General features: G+C 73.4%; 16 protein-coding genes and 2 pseudogenes. 7 read left to right on the forward strand and 11 right to left on the reverse strand.

Going from position 1 to position 17300, the window contains the following annotated elements; genetic code table 11:
* Positions 1-39: 39 nt before the first annotated feature.
* Positions 40-258, reverse strand: coding sequence for a hypothetical protein (locus tag WBK50_RS28510; RefSeq protein WP_341338525.1), 219 nt, complete (start codon positions 256-258; stop codon positions 40-42).
* A gap of 244 nt (positions 259-502) precedes the next feature.
* On the opposite strand from WBK50_RS28510, the gene tenA reads away from it, so the two are divergent.
* A complete protein-coding gene (gene tenA / locus WBK50_RS28515) occupies positions 503-1183 on the forward strand; it encodes a thiaminase II (protein ID WP_341338526.1) in 681 nt (226 codons plus the stop codon).
* Positions 1184-1202: 19 nt separating this feature from the next.
* Here tenA and WBK50_RS28520 read toward each other — a convergent pair whose 3' ends face one another.
* The 7 genes from WBK50_RS28520 to WBK50_RS28550 form a co-directional block, all read right to left on the reverse strand.
* The gene (locus tag WBK50_RS28520; RefSeq protein WP_341338527.1) at positions 1203-1619 is read right to left on the reverse strand and encodes a phage holin family protein; all 417 of its coding nucleotides are present in this window, start codon (positions 1617-1619) and stop codon (positions 1203-1205) included.
* The gene (locus WBK50_RS28525) at positions 1616-2851 is read right to left on the reverse strand and encodes a serine hydrolase domain-containing protein (RefSeq protein WP_341338528.1); all 1236 of its coding nucleotides are present in this window, start codon (positions 2849-2851) and stop codon (positions 1616-1618) included. The genes WBK50_RS28520 and WBK50_RS28525 overlap by 4 nt, the downstream gene beginning before the upstream one ends.
* Before the next feature lie 110 nt (positions 2852-2961).
* Positions 2962-4242 (reverse strand): PucR family transcriptional regulator, encoded by a 1281-nt coding sequence (locus tag WBK50_RS28530; protein WP_341338529.1) that lies wholly within the window; start codon positions 4240-4242, stop codon positions 2962-2964.
* A 108-nt stretch (positions 4243-4350) separates the two neighbouring features.
* On the reverse strand, positions 4351-5820 hold the full coding sequence (locus WBK50_RS28535; RefSeq protein ID WP_341338530.1) for a flavin-containing monooxygenase: 1470 nt from the start codon (positions 5818-5820) through the stop codon (positions 4351-4353).
* On the reverse strand, positions 5817-6755 hold the full coding sequence (locus tag WBK50_RS28540; protein WP_341338531.1) for an alpha/beta hydrolase: 939 nt from the start codon (positions 6753-6755) through the stop codon (positions 5817-5819). Before WBK50_RS28540 ends, WBK50_RS28535 begins: the two co-directional genes overlap by 4 nt.
* Before the next feature lie 107 nt (positions 6756-6862).
* Positions 6863-7669 carry a class I SAM-dependent methyltransferase gene (locus WBK50_RS28545; protein WP_341338532.1) on the reverse strand — a complete coding sequence of 269 codons (807 nt, stop codon included), beginning with the start codon at positions 7667-7669 and terminating at the stop codon, positions 6863-6865.
* Between the two features lie 77 nt (positions 7670-7746).
* Positions 7747-8499: an enoyl-CoA hydratase/isomerase family protein gene (locus WBK50_RS28550; protein ID WP_341338533.1), complete on the reverse strand. Its 753-nt coding sequence runs from the start codon at positions 8497-8499 to the stop codon at positions 7747-7749.
* A 41-nt stretch (positions 8500-8540) separates the two neighbouring features.
* On the opposite strand from WBK50_RS28550, the gene WBK50_RS28555 reads away from it, so the two are divergent.
* From WBK50_RS28555 to WBK50_RS28565, 3 genes are all read left to right on the forward strand, one after another.
* Complete coding sequence (locus tag WBK50_RS28555) at positions 8541-9527, forward strand: patatin-like phospholipase family protein (protein WP_341338534.1); 987 nt, start codon at positions 8541-8543, stop codon at positions 9525-9527.
* Positions 9528-9686: 159 nt separating this feature from the next.
* Positions 9687-9911: a hypothetical protein gene (locus tag WBK50_RS28560; RefSeq protein WP_341338535.1), complete on the forward strand. Its 225-nt coding sequence runs from the start codon at positions 9687-9689 to the stop codon at positions 9909-9911.
* Between the two features lie 298 nt (positions 9912-10209).
* Complete coding sequence (locus WBK50_RS28565; RefSeq protein ID WP_341338536.1) at positions 10210-12072, forward strand: SpoIIE family protein phosphatase; 1863 nt, start codon at positions 10210-10212, stop codon at positions 12070-12072.
* On the opposite strand, the gene WBK50_RS28570 is transcribed toward WBK50_RS28565, so the two are convergent.
* Positions 12026-12724 (reverse strand): TetR/AcrR family transcriptional regulator C-terminal domain-containing protein, encoded by a 699-nt coding sequence (locus WBK50_RS28570; RefSeq protein ID WP_341338537.1) that lies wholly within the window; start codon positions 12722-12724, stop codon positions 12026-12028. The genes WBK50_RS28565 and WBK50_RS28570 overlap by 47 nt on opposite strands.
* A 186-nt stretch (positions 12725-12910) precedes the next feature.
* Here WBK50_RS28570 and WBK50_RS28575 point away from each other — a divergent pair.
* The 3 genes and pseudogenes from WBK50_RS28575 to WBK50_RS28585 form a co-directional block, all read left to right on the forward strand.
* A pseudogene (locus WBK50_RS28575) lies at positions 12911-13834 on the forward strand (RNA polymerase sigma factor); the annotation flags it as partial.
* Between the two features lie 108 nt (positions 13835-13942).
* A complete protein-coding gene (locus WBK50_RS28580; protein ID WP_341338538.1) occupies positions 13943-14722 on the forward strand; it encodes a putative protein N(5)-glutamine methyltransferase in 780 nt (259 codons plus the stop codon).
* Between the two features lie 123 nt (positions 14723-14845).
* Complete coding sequence (locus WBK50_RS28585) at positions 14846-15529, forward strand: cation transporter (protein ID WP_341338539.1); 684 nt, start codon at positions 14846-14848, stop codon at positions 15527-15529.
* Here the strand turns inward: WBK50_RS28585 and WBK50_RS28590 are convergent.
* Both WBK50_RS28590 and WBK50_RS28595 read right to left on the reverse strand, forming a co-directional pair.
* A pseudogene (locus WBK50_RS28590) lies at positions 15501-15848 on the reverse strand (nitrilase-related carbon-nitrogen hydrolase); the annotation flags it as partial. The gene WBK50_RS28585 and the pseudogene WBK50_RS28590 overlap by 29 nt on opposite strands.
* A 125-nt stretch (positions 15849-15973) precedes the next feature.
* Entirely contained in the window at positions 15974-16516 is a 543-nt protein-coding gene (locus tag WBK50_RS28595; protein WP_341338540.1) for a dihydrofolate reductase family protein, read from the reverse strand.
* Positions 16517-17300 lie beyond the last annotated feature (784 nt).

Raw genomic sequence — 17300 nt, forward strand, 5'->3', positions numbered from 1 at the left:
GCGCGGACCCGAACAGGGGGCTGGAGCCAGGGTCCGGGCCTAGGCAGCCACGTCGGACTGGTTCAGCGGCGTCTTGAGGACGTGGTCCACCAGACGCATGACGAGCTGGCCGCCGCCGAGGCGGTAACCGAACTCCTCCCAGGTGAGCAGCTCGCGGGAGAGCATCTCGCCCACGGGGCCCGGATACAGCCGGGTCACGCGGAACGCCGCTGCTCGCAGGCGCATCTTCTCGTGGTGGTCCATGGGTACGGGACTCATTCCGCTACCTCCGTGGGCGTTGGAACTGCGGTCCGGCGCGCGCGCTCAGCGCTGAGTCGCCCTCCGTAGGGCTCCATCGTGACGCACCACGTTGACCACCCTGTTTTCTGGCACCCGGGAGTGACCAGTCTCTCACTGTGAGAGAACAGCGTGTACGTGATCCGCTACCGCCTGCAGCTCGGAACACGGCTGGGGATGACCCGCACCACAGCGCCCAAACCTCCACGGCCGCTAGCGTTCCTGCATGACCATCGGCGCCCGCACCCGCACCACCGACGTCCTCTGGGCCGACATCACCGACATCTACGCCGCCGTCCTGGCCCACCCGTTCGTCACCGGCCTCACCGACGGGACCCTGCCCCACGAGGCGTTCCGGCACTACATCGTCCAGGACGCGCACTACCTGCGTGGCTACGCGAAGGCGTTGGCGGTCTGTGCGGCGAAGGCGCCCGACGAGCACGACCTGGCCATGTTCGCGGCGCACGCGGGCGGGGCGATCGCCGCGGAGCAGGAGCTGCACGCGGACCTGCTCGGCGGGCTCGGGCTGACCTCCGAGCAGGCCGCGGCGGAGCCCGTCGCGCCGGCGACCCGGGCCTACGTCAGCTACCTGCTGGCGACCGCGTACTCCGGCTCGTACGCCGAGGCCGTCGCCGCCGTGCTGCCCTGCTACTGGATCTACGCGCGGGTCGGCGAGCACCTGCTGGAGCAGGGGTCGCCGGACCCGCTGTACTCGCGCTGGATCGCCACGTACGGCGGCGGGGACTTCCAGGCCGTCGTCGACGCGGTGCTCGCCGCGACGGACCGGATCGGCGAGGGCCTCTCGGAGCGCGAGCTCGCCCGCATGCGGGAGCACTTCACGACGACCTCGCGCTACGAGTGGATGTTCTGGGACGCGGGCTACCGCCAGGAGCGCTGGCCCGTCTGAGCGGCGCCGGCCCCGCGGCTCAGCGGCGGTCGAGGCTGTCCGGGATGACCAGGTGCAGCAGGAAGCCGACGACCGCGACGATCACCGCACCCCAGAAGCCCGGCCAGAACCCGGCGATGTGGAAGGGCAGGCCGACGTTGCTGCTGAGCGTCCCGACGAGCCAGAACAGCAGCGCGTTGACCACCAGCCCGAACAGCCCGAGCGTCAGGACGTAGAGCGGGCAGCTCAGCACCTGGATCACCGGCTTGAGCACGGCGTTGACGATGCCGAAGATCAGGGCGACGACGACCAGCGTGCCCAGCCGGGCCTGGGTCGTCGCCCCGCCGAGGGAGATGCCGTCGACCAGGATCGTGGCGATCCAGAGGGCCACCGCGACGACGACGACCCGGATGACGAAGGCCAGGATCGGGGATCCCGGCCGGTCCGTGTAGGTCATTCCACCACCGCCTGGTTGACGAGGACCCGCAGCTGCGAGCGGATCGGATAGGTACTGGAGGGCATCAGCTGGGTCATGAAGACCCCGGTGATCTCCTCGACCGGGTCGACGTAGAACGCGGTGCTGGCCAGGCCGCCCCAGGCGTACTCGCCCAGGCTGCCGAAGGCCTTGCCCGCGGCGGGGTCGACCACCACCGAGAAGCCGAGGCCGAACCCGACGCCCTGGAACGCGGACTCGGCGAAGATGGGCCGGCCGAAGGCCTCGAGGTCCGCGTTGCCGGGCAGGTGGTTGCGGGTGGCGTAGGCCAGCGTGCGCGGGCCGAGGATCCGGACGCCGTCGAGCTCCCCGCCGCGGGCCAGCATCTGGGTGAAGCGGTGGTAGTCGTGCAGCGTCGACGCGAGACCCCCGCCGCCGGAGAGCAGCGTGGGCTCGCGGGTGATCGCGTCCCCCATCGCGCTGCTGCGGACGAGCCCGCCACCGGGCTTCGGGACGTAGAGGCCGGCCAGGCGCGACAGGTCGTCCGGCTCGCTGACGTGGAAGGACGTGTCCGTCATCCCGAGCGGGCCGAGGATGCGCTGGGCGAAGAACGCGTCCAGGGACTGGCCGGAGGCGACCTCGACGACGCGGCCGAGCACGTCCGTCGCGACCGAGTAGTTCCACTCGGTGCCCGGCTGGAACAACAGGGGGATGCTCGCGTAGCCCTCGCAGGCGGCGGCGAGGTCCTGGCCGCGCGGGGCGCCGAACTCGTAGCCCTTGCCGCGGTACATCTCGTCGACCGGGTGGGCGTGGTGGAAGCCGTAGGTGAGTCCGGCGGTGTGCGTGAGCAGGTGCCAGACGCGGATCGGCTCGGTGGCCGCCTCGGTGCCGGGGTTCAGCGCGGAGCCGGACCTGTAGACCCGCATGTCCGCGAACGCCGGGATGTAGCGGGAGATCGGGTCGGTGAGCTCGAGCGCGCCCTCCTCCCACAGCATCAGCGCCGCGACGGAGGTGATCGGCTTGGTCATCGAGTAGATGCGCCAGATCGTGTCGTCGGTGACGGGCAGGGCCGCGTCGATGTCGCGCAGGCCGTGGTGGCTCACGTGCACGACCTTGCCGCGGCGGGCGATCGCGACGGACCACCCCGCGAGCTTCGCCTCGTCCACGTAGCGCCGGAAGTGGGTGTCGATCCGGCCGAGCCGGGCGGCGTCCATCCCGACCTCGGCGGCCTCCGCCTCGATCTTCAGTGCGGTCACCCGGCCGACCCTACCCGGGTATCAGCCCTAGGAAACGAGGACGCGCATCATGGAGCCATAACGCGATTCCAGGGCCCGAAAAGTCGCATTGTGGCTCCATAACGCGAAAATCAGGGTGGGGTGAGGACGGCCCGGCCCAGCCATCTCGTGGCCAGGAGGGCGAGTTCGACGTCCAGGCGGCCGTCGGCCAGCGGCCGGCCGCGCTCCTGCTCCGCCCGGCTCACCCGGTACTTCACCGAGTTCTTGTGCATCGTCAGCCGCTCCGCGGCGGTCGTGTAGCTCCCGCCGCTCGTGAGGAAAACCCGCAGCGTCTCGCGCAGCCGGGCGTGCTGCGGGTCGTCCAGGGCCAGCCCGCCGAGCGTGTCCGCGACCCAGGACCGGGCGGCCTCGAGGTCCCCGCACAGCAGCGACACCGCGCCGACGTCGGCGAACGCGGTGGCGACGTCCGCCTCCGCCCCGGCGACGAGCGCGACGGACTGGGCGCGGACGGCTTGGCGGTGGCTCGCCCGGAAGCCCGCGATCCCGGCGCCGGGATCGCCGAACGCCAACCGGGCGGAGGGGTCCAGCTCGCGGACGACCGCCCCGACGGCGGCCGGGTCCGGCGGCGCGGAACGACCGACGGGCAGCCAGGCCCAGGCCGTCGCGTGGTCGTAGGCGACCGACAGCGGCCGGCTCCGGCAGCCGAGCTGCTCCGCCAGCGCCCCGGCCAGGCGTTCCGGCCCGGCCAGCTCCCCCTCCGTCGACCAGGCCACGACGGCCAGGTGCCGCCCGCGCAGCGCGTAGCCGAGGACCCCCTCCAGCGCGTCGACGTCCAGCGGCCCCGTCCCGTCGAGCGTGCCGTCGAGCAGGGCACGGATCCGTCCCGCGCGCAGCGTGTTGCGGTTGGCGAGCCAGCGCTCGCGCTCCTCCTCGTAGACCTCGGCGACCTGCTGGGAGATCCAGTCGACGTAGCCGAAGGTGTCCGCGACCATCCGGCGCACCACCCCGAGTGCGGTGGCCGGGTCCTCGTCGCGCCGGTCCAGCTCCTCGAACGTCCAGGCCAGCAGCCGGTCGTGACCGAGCCGGTAGGCGCGCAGCAGGGCGTTGACCGGGACCCCGCGCTGGGCGAGCCGGCGCGCGTACTCGAACGCGGCCGAGGGCGGTTCGACGTGCTCCGCGGGGATGTCGTGCTGGAGCATGTGCAGGATCGTGGCGACGTTTCCCTCGATGCTCGCGCCCAGCAGCTCGACGATCCGCGGGTCCCCGTCGAGCTCGGAGATCTCGGTCGACAGGACGTGCCGCAGGTCCATCGTCACCTCGACGACCTGCGCGCCGAGCCGCGCCGCGATGGACACGACGCACTCCCCGACGCGCTCGGGCGCGCTGCGGAGGTCCGTCGACGATGGCGGCACGGGCTCCAGACTAGGGACTGACGATCGTTCGGCAAGGCCCGTCCGAGCGCAATCCCGGCCGGGGTCCCGCGTCGGCGACGCTGCCGACGCGGGACCCCGGCCGGAGTCTCAGCTCCCGGTGGGGACCAGGTCGTAGGCGTCCACGTCGAGCCGGCGGGTCGCCGCCTTGTAGTCCTCGACGCTGCCCATCCAGTTGTTGGTGATCCGCCCGGCCGCGGTCTTGTACCAGCTGTTGCAGCTGCCCGCGAAGGAGCTGTCGCTCAGCTCGGCCTGCAGCTCGTCGTTGAACCGCCGCTGGACGTCCGCGCGGACGTCGAGCGCCGCGTCCTTCTCCTGCGAGACCTCCAGACCCTGCAGCACGTAGTCGAACTGGCACTCGAGCATGGTGATGATCGAGTTGTGGCCGAGGTTCGTGTTCGGGCCGTAGAGCATGAACATGTTCGGGAAGCCGGACACGGTGACGCCGAGGTAGGCCTGGGGGCCGTCCCGCCACGCCTCGTTCAGCGAGACGCCCCCGCGGCCGGTGATGTCCAGGGCGCTGTTGAAGGACAGCGTCTCGAACCCGGTCGCGTAGACGATCACGTCGAACTCGTGGAGGGTGCCGTCCGAGGTGCGGATCCCCGCCTCCTCGACGCCCTCGATCTTGTCGGTCACCAGTGAGACGTTGTCCCGCACCAGCGCGGGGTAGAACGTGTCCGCGATGATGATCCGCTTGCAGCCGATCGGGTAGTCCGGCCAGAGCACCTCGCGCAACGCCGGGTCCGGCACCTGCGCCTCCAGGTGGGCCCGGGCGGCCGCGGTGAACTCGGCGGCGACCTCCGTGCCCTGCTTCATCGCCCCCATCCAGCCCTCGTGCTCCCAGTAGAAGCCGTCGCGGCTCGCTCGGAGCTTGTCCGGCTGCTCGAGGAACTCCTTGCGTTCGAGCTGCTCGTAGGGCCGGTCCTCGCGGGGCACGACGTAGTTGGGCGTCCGCTGGAACACCGTCAGCTCGCCCGCGACCTCGGCGACCTCCGGGATGAGCTGGGCCGCGCTGGCGCCGTTGCCGATGCACGCGACACGCTTGCCCGCGAGGTCGACGGCGTGGTTCCAGCGCGCCGAGTGCCACGACTCGCCGCGGAAGGTGTCCCGCCCGGGGATGTCCCGGTACGTCGGGCGGTTGAGCTGGCCCCACGCCGTGACCAGGGACTTCGCCCGGACCTCCGAGCCGTCGGCGGCCGTGATCCGCCAGACCCCGGCGGCCTCGTCCCAGTGCGCCGCGGCGACCTCGGTGTTCAGCCGGATGTGGCGGCGCAGGCCCATCCGGTCGACGAGCCGGTCGATGTTGGCCTTGATCTCCGGCTGGAACGCGAAGACACGGCTCCAGTCCGGCTGCTCGTCGAAGGAGAACCAGTAGAGGTGGGACTGCACGTCGCAGCTGGCGCCCGGGTAGGAGTTGTCCCGCCAGGTGCCGCCGACGTCCGACGCCTTCTCCAGGATGACGAACGAGTGCTCGCCGGATTGGGTGAGCTTCATGCCCATCCCGAGCCCGCCGAGCCCCGCGCCGAGGATGGCGACGGAGAACTCCTGCTGCCGGCTCATCGGCCGACCGCCGCGGTCACGGCGGCCGCGATGTCGTCGATGATCACCGCGCCGGACGGCGTGGCGCCGAGGGTCCACAGGAAGTCGTGCAACATCCCGTCGTAGCGCTTGGCCGTCACGGCGACGCCCGCCGCCTCCAGCTTCCGGGCGTAGGCCTCGCCCTCGTCCCGGAGCGGGTCGTACTCGGCGGTGGCGACGAACGCGGGCGGCAGGCCGGCGAGGTCCTCACGACGCCCGGGCGTCAGGTAGTCGATGTCGACGTTCTGGGCCCCGAGGTAGTGGGCCCAGAACCACTCCATGGAGCCGCGGGTGAGCAGGTAGCCGTCCGCGTTCTCCTCGTAGGAGGGCGTGGAGAAGTCGAAGTCCGTGGCCGGGAAGAGCAGCAGCTGGGCCGCGATGGCCGGGCCGCCGCGGTCCGTGGCCGCCTGCGCGACGGACGCGGCGAGATGCCCGCCCGCGGAGTCCCCGGCGACGATCAGCCGGGCCGGGTCCGCGCCCAGCTCCGCGGCGTGGGCGGCGGCCCATTCGGTGGCGGCGTAGCAGTCGTCGAATGCGGCGGGGGCGACGTGCTCGGGCGCGAGCCGGTAGTCCACGGAGACGATCACGGCGCCGGTCCGGTTCGCGATCGTGCGCAGCGGCCGGTCGACGATCTCCAGGTCACCGATGACCCAGCCGCCGCCGTGGTAATAGACGATCAGCGGCTTGGGGCCGGCCCCGTCCGGGGTGTAGACCCGGACGGGGATCTGGCTCGCCGGCCCGTCGATCCGCCGGTTGTCGACCGCGATCGGCTCGGGTTCGCCCTGCAGGTCGAGGAACCCCTTGGTGGCCGCGCGGGCCCCCGGGACGGTCATCTGCGGGAAGGGGGGCATTCCGGCCTCGGCCAGTGCTCCGAGCAGTGCCTGGGCTTCCGGGTGGACGGGCAACGTCGCCTCCATCGGTGCGCGGGTGTCCCCCACACCGTGACACCCGTCACGTCGAAACCGTTCGTGTCCGGGAGACGAAAGCGCGCCGGCTCTTCGTGCTCCGGACACGGTGCGCCCGGCTAGCGCGCCAGAACCTCGTACCGGGCGAGCCGGTGGGCGCGCTCGGCCCTGGTCAGCCGCGCGCTCAGCGCACCCGCGCGGTGGCTGAACCCGGCGCGCCGGGCCGTGGCCGGCGGCAGCTCGCCGGTGCGCCGGGACTCCTGCAGGCGCAGCCCCCACGGCTCCAGCTCGACGGGGTCCTCGCAGGTCCAGTCGAAGGTGAGGCCGAGCGGGCCGAGAGGGGCGCTGCTCTCCAGCCGCTCCGCCGCGGCCCGGCCGACCGTGTCCGTCACCAGCACCGCGCCGGGGAGCACGCGGCCGATCATGTCGACCAGCCGCTGCACGCCCTGCTCGGGCAGGTGCACCAGGACGGACTCGGAGACCAGCAGGTACGGGCCGGGGTGCCGGCGGGCGACGTCGAGCCAGTCCTCGTCGAGCACGGACCCCGCGAACGTGGTGCGGCTGCCGGCGTCCGGCAGCAGGTCCCGGCGCAGCCCGGCGACCTCCGGGAGGTCGATGTCCAGCCAGTGCGCGCGTTCGCCCACGGCGCTGCCGCCGAGGCGTTCGGACCGCGTGTCCAGCCCGCAGCCCAGCTCGACCACCGTGCCGCCGCGGTGGGCGGCCAGGAAGTCCCCGACCCACTGGTCGATCACGGCGGCGCGGAGAACCGGCACCAGCGACCCGCCTGCGGCGAGGCCGAGCGCGGCGACGAGCTCGGAGGCGCGACGGTCCGCGAGTAGGGGCCGGCGACGGCTCGCGTCCCGTGCCCGCGCGCGCAGCGGCGTCAGCAGCGTCCGCTGCACGGCCTCCAGCTCTGTTCCGCCCACCTCGGCGTCCCCCACGTACCCACCCCCGGCCGCGGAAGCTAACAGTGGCCCGGCACCCGGTGGGAGCGGCCCCACCGTCAGCGGCGGCTGCCGAGCGCCGCGCGGTAGCCCGCCAGCTGTTCGCGGGTCTCCGGCGCCGCGAACGTCCTGGCGAACTCGTCGACGCTGGCGACCGCGCCGTCGGCCAGGCCGGTGTTCTGCCAGGTCTCGAAGAGCCGTTTCTGCGCCGCCAGCACCGTCCGCGTGTGGCCGGTGACCTTCGCCAGGAGCTCGTCGACGCGTGGGCCCAGCTCCCCGGGTTCGACGACCGCGGTGCAGATGCCCGCGAGGCTCGCGGCCGGGTACGGGTCCCCGGTCAGGATGATCTCCTTGGCCGACGAGAGCCCGACGTACTGCTGCAGCAGCGCCGCGTCGACGACCGACGGGATGCCGAGCTTGATCTCCGGCAGCCCGAACGCGGCACGGGTGGTGGCGACCCGGAGGTCGCAGGCCAGGACGAGCTCGAACGCGGCGCCGAGGCAGTAGCCGTCGATCGCGCAGACCGTGGTGACCGGCGCTGTCCGCACCGTGTGCAGCAGCTCGCGCAGGCCGTCGATGAAGGTCCGGGCCTCGGCCTCGGAATCCAGCGCGAGGAAGACGTCGACGTTCATGCCGGCGCAGAACGCGCGCTCCCCGGCGGCGTCGAGGACGACCGCACGGACGTCCTCGCCGACGGTGAAGGCCTCGCGGAGATCGCGCAGGTCGTCGAGGGTGAGGGCGTTGCGGGTCTCCGGCCGGTCCAGCGTGACCCGCCGGACCGGGCCGTCCTCACGCACCTGGACACCGTTCACGTCGTCTCTCCTCCTCCGTCGCGGCGGGCGATGATGACCCCATGCGCCCGGAGATCCACGAGAACACGGAGGAGCCCGCCCCGCTACAGGGGGACGCCGAGGTGCTGCGGCTCCTGCTGCGCCGCCGGGACGAGGGCAGCACCCCGCTGAACCGGAGCGATCCCCATCGCGTGGCGCTCGTCGTCGGCGGGGGCGGGATGCGCGGCGCGTACGCGGGGGGCATGGTGCACGCCCTGCAGGAGGCCGGCCTGAACAGCGGTTTCGACGTCGTCTACGGGGCCTCCGCCGGCGCGTTCGTCGGGACGGCGCTGCTGCTGGGACACGGCTACGAGGCCGCCCGGATCTTCCCGGACGACATGGCGAACCGGGCCTTCATCGATCGCCGGCGGTTCGGCGGGCGACGGCCGATGGTCTCCCTCTCGCATCTGATCGACGAGGTGCTCGTGCGCTCGAAGCCGACGGACTGGGACGCGCTGCGGGACTCCCCCGCGCCGCTGCGGGTGATGGTCACCGACGCCGCGGACCTGCGCCCGCACGTGCTCACCGGCCTGGCGACGGCCGCGGAGTGGCGGCTCGCGATGCGGGCCACGGCGGCGATCCCGCTGCTCACCGGGCCGCCGGTGGAGCTGCACGGGCGGCGCTGGGTCGACGGTTCGATCGGCGACCCGCTGCCCGTCGTGCGCGCGCTGCGGGACGGCGCGACGCACGTCCTCACGCTGCTCACGCGGACCGTGCCGGAGCTGCGGCGGGCGGATCCGGCGCAGCGGGTGCCGTGGTGGGTCCGGTCGCTCAACCTGCTCGCGCCCGGCCTCGGGTCCATGACCCAGGACGGCCGGCGCTACGCCGAGACCATCGCGTTGCTCTCCGACGCCGCGCATCCGGACCGCGCGGGCCTCCACCTCTTCGCGATCACGCCGCTGCGCTCCTCCGGGATCGGCGGGCTGACGACGGACGTGCCGCGGGTCGAGCGGGCCTCGGAGCTGGGGTTCGAGGCGGCCCGGGCGGCGCTGCACGCCGCCGCGGGGTAGTCCACCGATGACTTTCCGGTCGTCGGGTGGTCCCTAGCTGTGTGGGCCGCACGCCGGCTCTTCGAACGAGGGGTGGGAGTCGCCGTGAGCGGTACCGGCGCGGGCCGGGGTGAGCCTACGGGCGGCCCCGGCCCTGCCGCGTTCTCGCGGCGGACCTTCGTGATCGAACCCGGCGGGTGCCGGCCGCACGTCGAGGAGGAGTGGATCGGCGTCCTGGTGGTCGTGAAGGCCGGGGAGATCGAGCTGCAGTGCCGGCACGGGGGTGCCCGCCGGTTCGTCGAGGGGCACGTCCTGTGGTTCACGGGCCTGGACCTGCGGACCGTCCACAACCCGCGATCCGAGCCCGCGGTGTTCCTCGCGGTGTCCCGCCTCCGCCCGGCCTGACTCAGCGGGCTCGCCTGGCTCGTGGACCGGGACGGCGCCGCCGCCCGCACCGCCCTCGACGCCTTCGCGGACCAGCTGGCGAGCTACGCCCGCTGAGCGCGGAGGAACTCCGCGAGGACCGGCGCGAGCACGTAGGCCGCGATCCTCGTGATCGGCAGGTCCTGCCCCGCCACCGCGACCCGCGTCCGTACGAAGGGACTACCCGCCGCCGGTCGGCTGTACGCGGGTCGAGGACGGTGCGACACTCTTCCGGCCCCGATGCGCGGGCGGGCGGCGGCACGAGACGAGCGGGGTACCGGTGATCGACGAGCCAGGCCGCGAGCCGTTCGCGTACCCGTCGCTCTGCGATCCCGAGCGGCTGCGCGCCCTGGCCCGGACCGGGCTGACGGCGGATCCGGACCCGGAGATGGACGACATCGCCGAACGGGTGCGGCGGTGGCTGCACGTCCCGATCGGCCTGGTCTCCCTGGTGCAGGCGGAGCAGCAGATCCTCCCGGGCATGTCCGGGCTGCCGGAGCCGTGGGCCACGAAACGCGCCACGCCGCTGAGCCACTCGTTCTGCCGGGAGGTCGTCGTGGCCGCCGCGCCGCTGGCCGTCACCGACGCCCGGGCCGATCCCGTGCTGCGGGCCAACCCGGCGATTCCCGAGCTGGGGATCGTCGCCTACGTCGGCGTGCCGCTGACGGACGAGGACGGCGGCGTCCTCGGCGCGCTGTGCGCCATCGACACCGCGCCCCGCCGGTGGACGCCGACCCATCTCGACGTCCTGCGGGACCTCGCGCGGGCCTGCTCGACGGAGCTCCGGCTGCGCCTGTCCCGCCACGACGCGGACAGGGAACGCACCCGGCGGGACGAGCTGGAGCACGCCCTGCGCCGGTCGCTGGAGCGCAGCCGCACCCTGCTGACCGCGTCGCAGCGGTTCACGGACACGTCCACCGTCGCCGACGTCCGGGACCGGGTCGGCGAGCTGGTGTCCACCGAGCTGGCGCCGTCCTACGTCGGGATCTCCCTGCTCGGCCCCAACCGGCGGATGCAGCGCGTGGACGATCCGGCGTTCCCGCTCGGCGCCGAGGGACTCCGGCCGTGGGCGAACTACGACCTCTCCGCCGTGCTGCCGACGGCGACGGCGACCCGCGAGCAGCGCCTGGTCCACTATCCGGACCTCAGGAGCTTCGACGCCGACCACCCGCCCGGCGCACGCCGGCTGGTCCGGGACCTCGGTCTGCAGGCGGTCGTCGCCGCGCCGTTGCCCGGTGACACGCATGCCGTCGGCGCGGTCGTGCTGGGCTGGGCCGAGCCGCGCACCTTCGCGCCCTCGGACCTGCTGATGATCACGACGATCGCCGGGTACGCCGCGCAGGCCCTCGGCCGGGCCGAGCTCCTGCAGCACCGCACGACCGTCGCCGAGCAGCTCCAGCAGGCGATGCTGACGAACCTGCCGGAGGTTCCCGGCCTGCGGATGGCCGCGCGCTACCAGCCCGCGGACTCCCGCGAGCACGTCGGCGGGGACTGGTACGACGCCGCGGCGCTCCCCTCCCGGGACGGCCGCGGCACCCCCGTGCTCGCGGTGTCGGTGGGCGACATCATCGGCCACACCCTCCAGGCAGCGACGATCATGGGCCAGGTCCGGGCCATGGTGCGACAGGCCGCCTGGGACCTCCCGGACGCCCCGCCGTCCCGGACCCTGACCGCGTTCGAGACCGCGAGCGCGGGGCTCCACCTGGACGCGGCGGGGACCGCCGTCCTCGCCCACCTGCACCGCACGGCGGGCCCGGGCTGGACCATGACCTGGAGCAACGCCGGGCACCCGCCCCCGATCGTGATCGCCCCGGACGGGCGCGCGCGCCTGCTGGCCGAGCACGACTTCCTCTTCGGGTTCCCCTCGGTCTCCTCACTGTTGCGGCGGGACCACCGGACGGAGATCGAGCCCGGTTCGCTGCTGTTCCTCTACTCGGACGGCCTGGTCGAGCACCGGGACCGGGACCTGGACGTCGGGACGGACCGGCTGCTGGCCCTGCTCGGCCGGATCCACGAGCGGGAGCCGGCGGAGATCGTGGACCTCGCGGTCGACGGCCTGGCCCCGGACTCGCCGGACGACGTCGTCGCGTTCGCCGTCAGGTTCCTGCCGGACCGAGGCGCCGGCGCAGTCCCTCGACGATGATCTCCAGGCCCTCGTCGAGCTCGCGTTCGCCGTCGAAGGACGCGAGCTCGGTCGCGAGGCTGCGCAGCCGCGGGAACTCGCGCGCGGGCAGCCGGTGGAGGCCGAGCCGCAGCAGCGCGTCGGTCTCGTCCGGTGCACTCACGCGCTCCTGCAGCTCGGTGAGTACGAAGCCGTAGAGGAAGCCCGTGTAGAGGCGGTAGCCGTGCAGCGCCGCACGCTCGTCGAAACCGGCGCCGATCAGCAGCTCGAGCAGGCTCTCCAGGGGGCGCAGCGTGCCGGCCGGGCGCAGCCCCAGCGGGGTGGCCAGCGGCCGCGTGATCAGCAGCGGCACGACGTTGGGGTGCGCGAGGGCCAGCCTGCGGAAGCCGTGCGCAGCGCCGCGCAGCACGTCCTGCCAGTCCCCGCCCGCGGCCTCGGGCACGCAGAGCTCCTCGAGCACGAGCTCCACGACGCCGTCGAGCAGGGCGTCCTTGCTGTCCGCGAAGCGGTAGAGGCGCATCGGGTCCCGGTCCAGCGCCTTGCCGAGGCGGCGCATGGACAGCGCCTCCACGCCGTCGGAGTCGATGAGCCGCAGAGCCACGGTGAGGACCTCCCGGCGGCTGAGCGCGGGCCGGCGACGAACGGCTCTCGGCTCGACGGACTCGACGGTCACGGGCGCGTTCCCCCAGGTAGATGGGCCGGTGGAGAAAGATTGCGCTACAGCGTAGCTTCTACACCGTAGCGCTATGGCTGCCCACACCCCGAGAGGCTCCGGATCCCGACCGCGACAGTGAGGAGCACGTTCATGGCACCGACGGCCACCGCCACCCGACCGGCGAGCGGGACGGCCGCCGGCCAGGACGTCGGCGCCCCCGCGGACTCGGTCCGCGCGTACCTCCGCGAGATCGGCCGGGTCGCCCTGCTCAGCGCCCAGGACGAGGTCGATCTCGCCACGCGGATCGAGGCCGGGCTGTTCGCCGGTGAACGGCTGCGGATCGCCGCGGAGAACGGCGAGACCCTGGACCAGGCCCGCGACCTGCGCTGGCTCGTCCGCGACGGGGCCCGCGCCCGGGATCGCCTGGTCACCGCGAACCTGCGGCTCGTCGTGTCCGTGGCGAAGCGGTACACCGGCCACAACGTGCCCTTCCTCGACCTCATCCAGGAGGGGAACCTCGGGCTGCTGCGCGCCGTCGAGAAGTTCGACCACCGCACCGGCTACAAGTTCTCCACCTACGCGACCTGGTGGATCCGGCAGTCCGTCGGCCGGGCGCTGTCGGACCAGTCGCGCACCATCCGGATCCCCGCGCACAAGGCGGAGCTGCTGAACAAGCTGCGCCGCGCCCGCCGCGAGCTGGTCATGGAGACCGGGGACGAGCCCGGTGCCGCGGCCCTCGCCGCGCGGCTCGGGGTGACCGAGGAGCAGGTCGTCGAGATCCTGGACCGGTCCCGCGTCCCGATCTCGCTGGACGCGACCCTCGGCGACGACGGCACCGGCGCCCTGGGCGACCTGCTGGAGGACCCGCACGCGCCCGTCGCCGCGGACATCGTCGGCTTCGGCCTGCTGCAGGACGAGCTCGACGCGGTCCTCGCGACGCTGACGGACCGGGAGTCCCACATCGTCCGGCTACGGTTCGGCTTCGACGACGGCCGCCCGCACACCCTCGACGAGATCAGCCAGGTCTACGGCGTGAGCCGGGAACGGATCCGGCAGATCGAGTCCCGCACGATGACGAAGCTGCGCCACCCCGCACGGTCGCGCTCGCTGCGCGACTACCTCGACTAGCCCGCCTGCGGCGCCCGTGCGCGCTTCTCGTTGTCAGGGCGACGGCTACCGCGCACGAGCAGCGGAAGCGCCTCCGGCGTCCCTCTCGGGTGTACCGTCCCGACCCTTGTGACCTCCCCCTCGCTCGTCGCCGTCGTCGATCGACTCCGCGCTGCCGGCTGCGTCTTCGCCGAGGACGAGGCGAAGCTGCTGGCCGGCGCGGCGTCGTCACCGGCGGAGCTGGCGGCCATGGTCGAGCGGCGGGTGGCCGGGCTGCCGCTCGAGCAGGTCGTCGGCTGGGCGGAGTTCTGCGGGTTGCGCCTCGTCGTCGAGCCCGGGGTGTTCGTGCCGCGGCGCCGCACGGAGTTCCTCGCGGAGCAGGCGATCGCGCTCGCCCGGCCGGGCGCCGTCGCCGTCGACCTGTGCTGCGGCGTGGGGGCCGTGGCCGCCGCGCTGGTCGACGCCGTCGAGCGGATGGAGGTCTACGCCGCGGACCTCGACCCGGCCGCGGTCCGGTGCGCCCGCCGCAACGTCGCGGCGGACCGGGTCTTCGAGGGCGATCTCTACGAGCCCCTGCCCGGCGGGCTGCAGGGACGCGTCGACGTCCTCGCGGTCAACGCGCCGTACGTCCCCACCGGCGAGATCCGGCTGATGCCGCCGGAGGCCCGGGACCACGAGCACCACGTCGCCCTGGACGGCGGCCCGGACGGGCTCGACGTCCAGCGCCGGGTCGCGGCCGCGGCGCCGCGGTGGCTGGCGCCGGGCGGGCACCTGCTGATCGAGACGAGCGAGCGTCAGGCGCCGCTGACGGTCGCCGCGTTCGAGCGGAGCGGGCTGACCACGCAGGTCCTGCACCTCGAGGACCTGGGCGCGACCGTCGCCGTCGGAACCCTTCCGGTCCATCGCTGATCCGGGCTAGCATCGTGTTGTGGGGGCTGACCGACCTGCTGCGCAGGGCGGAGTTGCTGCTGGCCGAGACCGGGAACGCGGTCGCGCTGTGCCCTGCGTACGCGGACGCGGCGGCGACCGATCATGACCCTGGACCGTCGAGCCGTGCTCCACCACCGGATCCGGCTGCTCGTCGCCGCGACCATCACCTACAACGTGATCGAGGCCGTTGTCGCGATCACGGCGGGGACCGTGGCGTCGTCGGTGGCGCTCGTCGGGTTCGGGCTGGACTCGGTGATCGAGGTCGGCTCGGCCGCTGCGGTCGCCTGGCAGTTCGCGGGGCCGGACCCGGAACGCCGCGAACGGACCGCGCTGCGCGTGATCTCCTGGACGTTCTTCGCACTCGCCGCGTACGTGGCCGTCGAGTCGCTGCGGGCCCTGCTCGGCGGGGGCGAGGCGGACCGTTCGGTCGTCGGCATCGCGCTCGTGGCGCTCAGCGTGGCCGTGATGCCGGTCCTGTCGCTGGCCCAACGCCGCGCAGGCCGCGAGCTCGGCTCCGCCACCGCGGTCGCGGACTCCAAGCAGACCCTGCTCTGCACCTACCTGTCCGCGGCGGTGCTCGTCGGCCTCACCCTGAACGCGACGCTCGGCTGGTGGTGGGCGGACCCGGCCGCCGGTCTCGTCCTGGCGGCGCTCGCGGTGCGGGAGGGCCTCGCCGCGCGGCGCGGGGACGCCTGCTGCACCCCCGTCCGGCCGGACACCGAGGAGGGCCCGGTCGACGCCTGCTCGCCGAGAACGCTCACGCCCGCACCGTTCCGCGCGCGATAGCCCCGACCTCCGGCCCCGCCTCCGCGACGACGGCCCCGTCCGGCACCCAGATGCCGGAACGCCCCGCGGCCTCGTCGAAGCCGCCGCCCGCCGCGCCGGCGTAGCTCGCCGTCACCACCCAGAGGCCATGCGCGGCGGCGACCCGGCGGGCGCGCTCGTCCGGCACGGCCGAGTCCTCCCTCGTCTCCAGCACCCCGGCGACGCAGGCGTCGACGCCCAGCGCGGCCGTGTCCGCGGCGTGCTGCGGGATGCCGGTGTCCCGGCAGACGGCGAGCCCGAGCCGCCAGCCGTCGACGGCCAGGATCGCGATGTGGTCGCCGGATCCGGGGCTGGGCGGCGGCGATCGTCAGGGGCTCGCGCATCCGGCTACTGCCCCACCGCGCCGTCGATCCATTGTCGCCGGGCCCGCGAGGGGATTTCACTCGCGCAGGGAACCGGCCGGCGTCACCGGACGACGCGGAACCAGACGTTGGTCCCGCCCGGCGCCTGGCTCAGGCCGATGCGGTCGAGCCTGACGTTCGCCCCACCCGGGTGGGCGAAGAGCCGCACGCCGTCGCCCAGCAGGACGGGCACGATGCAGGTGAGGATCTCGTCCAGGTATCCGGCTTCCAGGCACTGCCGGGCGACGTCCGCGCCGAGGACGTTGACGTACCTGTCCCCGGCGGCGTCCTTCGCCGCCGCCACCGCGGTCTCCAGATCGCCGGCGAACGTGACGCCGGGGACCGGCTTCTCCGGGGCGTGGTGGGTGAGCACGACCTGCGGCCCGCTCCACTCCCCGCCGAACGGCTCGCCCTCCTGGGGTGTGCCCTTGTACGGGTCGTCGCCGCCGAAGGTGCGGTTGCCGACGAGGAGCGAGCCGACGTCGTCGACCAGCTCGTCGACCGTCGGGTTGGGGCCGAGATGGTCGCTCAGCCAGGACATGTCGCCGCCGGGACCGGCGATGAAACCGTCCAGGGACATGCAGGCCGAGTAGAGCAACCTCGCCACGGGCCACCTCCGTCGGCTGCACCGTACCGAAAACGTCGGTGCACGGAGTGCGGCGTCACCGCGCTGGTGGTCAACGACCTGCTCGGCCGAGACCTCGTGCGCGGGGAGGTCCACGTCGACGGCGAGCGGGTGGACTTCCACTGATGGAACCGTCTCGGTCTCGGCGTGGAGGTCGATGGCTGCCACCACGCCGGGCCACAGCGCCGCCGCCACGGCTCCGATGTCCCGGTCGGTGTGCCGTTTGCCAGCTCAAGGCCCCCCGAGGGCGGCCGAGCCGGATCGTCGGTGAAGCCCTTCGGCTCACCGCCGGTCGTCGACACCGGTCGGGCGAAGGATGCTTCGCCCAGCCGGTGCAGCCCAGGGGGAGCGGGCCGTCGGTTTGGTCGAACCGTGTCCGAGGTGTGCCACCACCACCGGAGAGCGTCCATGATGGCTCCTATCGATTCCTACCCGGGAGGAGGACTCCCAGGTTCGGTACCGGCGGCTCCGGCGTGACTCACTACGGACCGCCCGCTTCGGCTCGATCTTCTTCTGACCTGTCCGTTGTGGTTGCCGCACCGGCCTGGCCCACGCCCCACGCGCTACCTGCCGGCATGAGCCCGAGGACTCCGGTCACCCCCGGGCATGTCAGCCGCTGGCGGTGATGCGCACGGTCTGCATCACCGCAACGCTGGTTCGGTGAAGCACATACCGATCACGCTCCTCGCCCGTGGCGGAATCGGTCGGTGATGGCCGGGAGGGCGGCATGACCAGCGGGAACCGCAGGGTCAGGGGTCGGGAGGGA

The organism is Pseudonocardia sp. T1-2H, from assembly GCF_038039215.1.
Taxonomy (GTDB): Bacteria; Actinomycetota; Actinomycetes; order Mycobacteriales; family Pseudonocardiaceae; genus Pseudonocardia.

Coding starts and splice junctions, on each gene's coding strand:
- WBK50_RS28510 (WP_341338525.1), bottom strand. CDS start 258: ATGAGTCCCGTACCCATGGACCACCACGAGAAGATGCGCCTGCGAGCA.
- WBK50_RS28555 (WP_341338534.1), top strand. CDS start 8,541: ATGCGCCCGGAGATCCACGAGAACACGGAGGAGCCCGCCCCGCTACAG.
- WBK50_RS28535 (WP_341338530.1), bottom strand. CDS start 5,820: ATGAGCCGGCAGCAGGAGTTCTCCGTCGCCATCCTCGGCGCGGGGCTC.
- tenA (WP_341338526.1), top strand. CDS start 503: ATGACCATCGGCGCCCGCACCCGCACCACCGACGTCCTCTGGGCCGAC.
- WBK50_RS28585 (WP_341338539.1), top strand. CDS start 14,846: ATGACCCTGGACCGTCGAGCCGTGCTCCACCACCGGATCCGGCTGCTC.
- WBK50_RS28520 (WP_341338527.1), bottom strand. CDS start 1,619: ATGACCTACACGGACCGGCCGGGATCCCCGATCCTGGCCTTCGTCATC.
- WBK50_RS28540 (WP_341338531.1), bottom strand. CDS start 6,755: ATGGAGGCGACGTTGCCCGTCCACCCGGAAGCCCAGGCACTGCTCGGA.